Origin of the sequence: Rhodopseudomonas sp. B29 (genome assembly GCF_000333455.1) — a bacterium.
Taxonomy (GTDB): domain Bacteria; phylum Pseudomonadota; class Alphaproteobacteria; order Rhizobiales; family Xanthobacteraceae; genus Rhodopseudomonas.
In genome coordinates this window covers 1-5,401 of the sequence record NZ_BADD01000225.1, presented here as the reverse complement: position 1 = coordinate 5,401, position 5,401 = coordinate 1, and the positions used below count along the sequence as shown (strand labels likewise).

The 5,401-nt window shown below is 66.2% G+C and carries 4 protein-coding genes and 1 pseudogene; all 5 read right to left on the bottom strand.

Features of this window, described 5'->3' with window-relative positions:
- Positions 1-811, bottom strand: a pseudogene (locus I5M_RS07910) (tyramine oxidase); the annotation flags it as partial.
- Between the two features lie 44 nt (positions 812-855).
- Positions 856-2,481 (bottom strand): ABC transporter ATP-binding protein, encoded by a 1,626-nt coding sequence (locus tag I5M_RS07905; RefSeq protein WP_022720906.1) that lies wholly within the window; start codon positions 2,479-2,481, stop codon positions 856-858.
- The gene (locus tag I5M_RS07900) at positions 2,478-3,365 is read right to left on the bottom strand and encodes an ABC transporter permease (protein WP_022720905.1); all 888 of its coding nucleotides are present in this window, start codon (positions 3,363-3,365) and stop codon (positions 2,478-2,480) included. Before I5M_RS07900 ends, I5M_RS07905 begins: the two co-directional genes overlap by 4 nt.
- On the bottom strand, positions 3,362-4,312 hold the full coding sequence (locus I5M_RS07895; RefSeq protein ID WP_022720904.1) for an ABC transporter permease: 951 nt from the start codon (positions 4,310-4,312) through the stop codon (positions 3,362-3,364). The genes I5M_RS07900 and I5M_RS07895 overlap by 4 nt, the downstream gene beginning before the upstream one ends.
- 1 nt (position 4,313) lies before the next feature.
- Positions 4,314-5,401, bottom strand: a 1,088-nt coding sequence (locus I5M_RS07890) for an ABC transporter substrate-binding protein (protein WP_022720903.1), incomplete at its 5' end; no start/stop codon positions are given.

Sequence of the window (5,401 nt, the reverse complement as noted above, 5' to 3'; positions counted from 1 at the left end):
CGCGCGGCGTGAAACCGACGCGGAAATTCCATTTCTGCCACTCGACGTTCCAGCCGTCGACCTTGAAGCTGGCGCCCTCGGGCTGCTCGATGTGGAGCGGCTTGATGTCGGTGCGCGGATTGGTGAGTTCGTGTGCTCCGTAGTTTCGCTTCTTGCGCGGGATCGGGACGATCGGATCCTCGTCGAGCAGATCGACCACCTTGCCGGCGATGAGGTCGACCACCGCGACGACACCCTCGATCGGATGCGCGTAGGCGTTGTCCTGCGGGTGCTCACGGAAGAAGCTGGTGGCCCGGACGATGCGGGCGCCGCGTTCGAACTCCTTGTCGAAGAAGCCGGACGAAAACGGATCGACTTGCACCAGTTCGATCTCGGCGTCGGTCAGGCCACGGCGATACATTGCGGCGCGCCAGCCTGGATCGCCCTTCACCACCGCCTCGCACTTGAAGAATTCCTCCAGCATCACCGGCGGCTGGCCATACGGCGCTTCGCGGTTCGGCAACACCTTGCGCGACAGAATCCTCGACGACGCGACATCGACGATGTGCTCGGCCGCTACGCCGTTCGAGACGTCCAGCGTCAACACGAAGGCACGGCGCGGCAGCGCGGCGCCGGCTTCGTAGTCGCGCAGTTCGGCCTTCAGCGGTTCTTCGAGTCGCACCGTCGGAAACCGGCAATGCGCCGGCGCCGGTGCTGCGGCCCGCACGACATCGCAAACGGTCGCGATCTCGGTCTCGCTGAGCGGATCCAGCGGATGGGGCACGGATGCCTTCACGGGGGGTTCCGGCTGTCGCTCGGTCGCTTCAGACATCATCTGGGACATGGTCGGCTCCATCATCATCCGGTCGTGTTGATTCAAACTGTGGCGAGCGCGCGCAGCCGTTCCTGGCCGGGGGCGGCCGCAAACAATGCGCGCGTGTAGTCGTGCTGCGGGTGCTGCATGATCTCGGCGGTCGGGCCGGTTTCGACGATCTCGCCGTGGCGCATCACCATGATGCGGTCGCACAGCTCGGCCGCGACGCGCAGGTCGTGGGTGATGAACAGCATCGCCAGCCCAAGCCGCGCGCGCAGATCCGCGAACAGCTTCAGCACCTGCGCCTGCACGGTCACATCCAGCGCCGACACCGACTCGTCGGCGATCAGGATCTGCGGTTCGCTGACCAGCGCCCGCGCGATGCAGATGCGCTGGCGCTGTCCGCCCGAGAATTCGTGCGGCAGCCGGTCGAAGATATAGGCATCCATCCCGACGAGTTCGAGCAGTGCTCTCACCTTGTCGCGCGCAACCTCGGCTGGCACTCCGAAATTCACCGCGCCTTCGATCAGCGAGCGGCCGACCGGAAGCCGCGGATTGAGCGAGCGATACGGGTCCTGGAAAACAAACTGAATGTAGCGGCGCTGCAGCCGCAGCTCTTCCTGCCCGGCCGTCGAGATGTCGCGGCCCATCAGCAGGATCTGCCCGGCAGTCGGTGTCGCCAGCCGCGCCACGCAGCGCGCCAGCGTCGATTTGCCCGAGCCGGACTCGCCGACGACGCCGAGGATCTCGCCCTGATTCAAGGTGAAGCTCGCGCCCTTGAGCGCGTGCGTGGTCGTCGCGGCGCCGAACAGCGAGCGCCGTCCATACACCATCTGCACGTCGCGGACGTCGAGCACGGGAGCCGCCAATTCGGACGGCACGTTCGTCGATGCGTGGCCCTTCGGCACCGAGTCGATCAGCAGCCGCGTGTAGGCCTTCTCCGGCGACTGCAGCACCTTGGCGGCCGGGCCGCTCTCGACCACCTCGCCGCGCTGCATCACCACGACCTGATCGGCGATATCGGCGACCACGCCGAAATCGTGGGTGATGAACAACACGCCGATGTTGCGGCGCTCCACCAGCGACTTGATCAGACCGAGGATCTGCTTCTGCGTCGTCACATCGAGCGCCGTCGTCGGCTCGTCGGCGATCAGCAGCGACGGCGACAGCAGTAGCGCCATCGCGATCATCACGCGCTGCCGCTGTCCGCCGGAGAGCTGATGCGGATAAGAGTTCATCACCCGCTTCGGATCGCGGACCAGCATGTCTTCGAGCGTCGCCAGGATCAGCGCATCGAGCGCGCTCCGCGACATCGGCGTCTCGCCGTGGAATTCGATCACTTCGGCGAGCTGCGCACGGATGGTCATGACCGGGTTCAGCGCCGTCATCGGCTCCTGGAAGATCATCGCCATCCGGCTGCCGCGCAACTTGCGCACCTTCTCCGGATCAGTGCCGAGCAGTTCCTCACCGAGCAGCCGGATCGAGCCGGCCCGCGGTGTCAGCGCGTCGGGCAGCAGCCCCATCACGCTGAACGACGTCACCGACTTGCCCGAGCCGGACTCGCCGACGATGCAGGCGATCTCGCCGGCGCCGATCGTGAGGTCGAGACCGCGCACGATCGGATCGCCGGACGGGTCGTCACGACGGCCGACGACAAGACCCTTGATTGTGAGAACCGGCTCGGTCATTTGAGGCGCCCCACCGACTTGGCCAGGCGCGGATCGAGCAGGTCGCGCAGCCCATCGCCGATCCGGTTGATGGCGAACACGGTGAGCACGATGCACAGGCCCGGCAACAGCATCAGCAGCGGCTTGACCTGGAACACCAGGCGGGCATTAGCCATCATGTTGCCCCAGCTCGGCACCTCGTCGGGCATGCCGATGCCGAGGAACGACAGCGACGCCTCGATCAGGATCGCCGACGACGCGATGTAGGTCGCCTGCGCGATCAGCGGCGCTAGCACGTTCGGCAGCATGTGGCGGGCGATCAGCGTCGGCGTTCGCGTCCCCATGCTGACCGCCGCCTCGATGTACGGCTCCTCGCGGACCGTCAACACCACGCTGCGCACCAAGCGCGCGACCCGCGGAATTTCGGGGATGGCGATCGCGATACAGATCGTCACCAGATCGGCCCCGAGCGCGCCGATCATCGCCACGGCAAACAGGATGGCGGGAATGGCCATCACGCCGTCCATCGCGCGCATCAGCAGCCCGTCGACCCAGCGCACCGCGCCCGAGATCAGCCCGAGCAGCGCGCCGAACACCACTGCGAGCAGCGCTACGACGCCGCCGACCAGCAGCGACACGCGGCTGCCGTAGACCAGCCGGCTATAGACGTCGCGGCCGAGATGATCGGTGCCGAGCCACGCCGCGGCACTCGGCGGCTTCAGCCGCAAACGTGGCTGCACGGCGGCCGGATCGACCACGCCGAGAACGCTGGCGAAGATCGCGATCAGGATCAGCACGCCGAGCACGATCGAACCGAACAGCACCGCCTTGCTGCGGAAGATGCGCGGCAGCGATCGTGTTCGCTTCGGCGCGGCGGTCGGCGATGCGGCAACGATCACGCTCATGACAGCGAAATCCTCGGGTCGAAGGCGGCGTAGCTGAGATCTATCAGCAGGTTGATCAGCACGTAGACGCCGCCGAACACGATGATGACGGCCTGGATCACCGGGTAATCGCGCGCCATCACCGAATCCACGGTGAGCCGGCCGAGACCCGGCAGATTGAAGATGCTTTCGGTGATCACCACGCCGCCGATCAGCAGCGCGACGCCGATGCCGATGATCGAGACGATCGGCACCGCCGCGTTGCGCAGCGCGTGCCGGAAGATCACCGTCCGCTCGGGAAGCCCCTTGGCCCGGGCGGTGCGTACATAATCATCCGACATCACCTCGAGCAGACTGGTCCGCGACACCCGTGCGATCAGCGCGATATAGACGAAACTCAGGGTCAGAACCGGCAGCGTCAGATGCCACAGGAAGCGGCCGACGCCGCCCGACAAGGGCACGTAGCCCTGGACCGGAAACAGGCCGGCCTGCATCGACAGCAGATAGATCCACACGTAGCCGACCGCGAAGGTCGGGACTGCAAAGCCCGCGGTGGTCATCACCGAGGTGAGCTGATCGACGATCCCGCCACGACGCCAGGCCGCATAGACTCCGAGCGGCACGCCGATCACCACCGACACCAGCATGGTCATCAGCGACACCGCGATCGTCGGCGCGGTGTGCTGGCCGATCAGCCGCAGCACAGGCGTGCCCGACACGATCGAGGTGCCGAGGTCGCCGTGCAGCACCCGCCAGCCCCATTGCAGGAACTGGATGATCATCGGCTGATCGAGGCCGAGCCGCGCCCTAATCGCCGCGATCGCTTCCGGCGTGGCGTTGTCGCCGGCGAGCTGCGCGACCGGATCGCCCGAGCTGATGCGCAGCAGCACGAAGGCGATCAACGCGACCGCGATCAGCACCGGCACGGTCGCGGCGATCCGCCGTCCGATGAGCAGCAGGACCTGCACGTCACACCTTCTCGACGTTCCAGAACAACGGTGCCGGGGCCGCGACGATGCCTGTGAGCGCCTTGGCGTGGCACACCGGCTGCTTGATCAGGCCCCCCGGAATATGCGTCACGACTTCGTAGGCGCGGGCCTGGATCGCGTCGGCCATCGACTTCTGCACTTCCGCACTCGGCTCCATCGCGAACTTCGCGCGTAGCGCCTCGACCTCGGCGTCCTCCGGCCAGCCGGGAATGCCGCTGGCCTTGCCGCGGGTGTCGATCAGCGTGTTGCCGAGCGGATTCATCAGATCGGCGGTCGTCGTCACGTAATGGTAGACCGACCAGCCACCCTGGGTCGCCGCCTCGGTCTTGACGCGCCGCGCCAGCAGCGATCCCCAATCCATCGTCAGCACCTGGACGTTCATGCCGAGCGCACGCAGCTTCTGTGCGGTGACGGTCGACGAGCCGTATAGCAACGGCGAATCTGTTCCCTGCATCATCACCACCGGCGCGCCGTTATAGCCGCCTTTCTTCAGCAGCTCCTTGGCGCGCGCGAGATCGGGTTTGCAATTCCATCCGGTCTCGGAGGCGAACGGCGTGTTCGGCCCGAACATCGCCGCGCTCGGCTTGTAGTAATCGGGATTGCCGACCTGCGCTTCCAGCCAGTCGACCTGGTCGCTGGCATACATCAGCGCCTGCCGGATTTCCGGTCGGTTGAACGGCTCGGTGAGCCAGTTCATCCGCACCACCGACATGAAGCCCAGCGGGTTGTAGTCGGCGACGACCAGCTTCTTATCCTGCGCCAGCTGCGGCAGCAGATCGTGTGGCGGCGCTTCCAGGAAGTCGATCTCGCCGTTCGACAGCGCATTGGCGGCGGTCTGCATGTCCGGCATGCTGATCCACTCATAGCGGTCGACCTTCACCACCTTGCCGCCGGCAAGCCCGTCCGGCGCTTCTGCACGCGGCACGTAGTTCGGATTGCGTTCATAGGCGGCGCGGCTGCCGGGCTGGAATTCGGACGGCAGAAAGCGGAACGGCCCCGAGCCGATGAATTCGGTCACCGGCTGTTCCGGCGGCTGCTGCGCGAGCCGTGCCGGCATGATGAACGGGA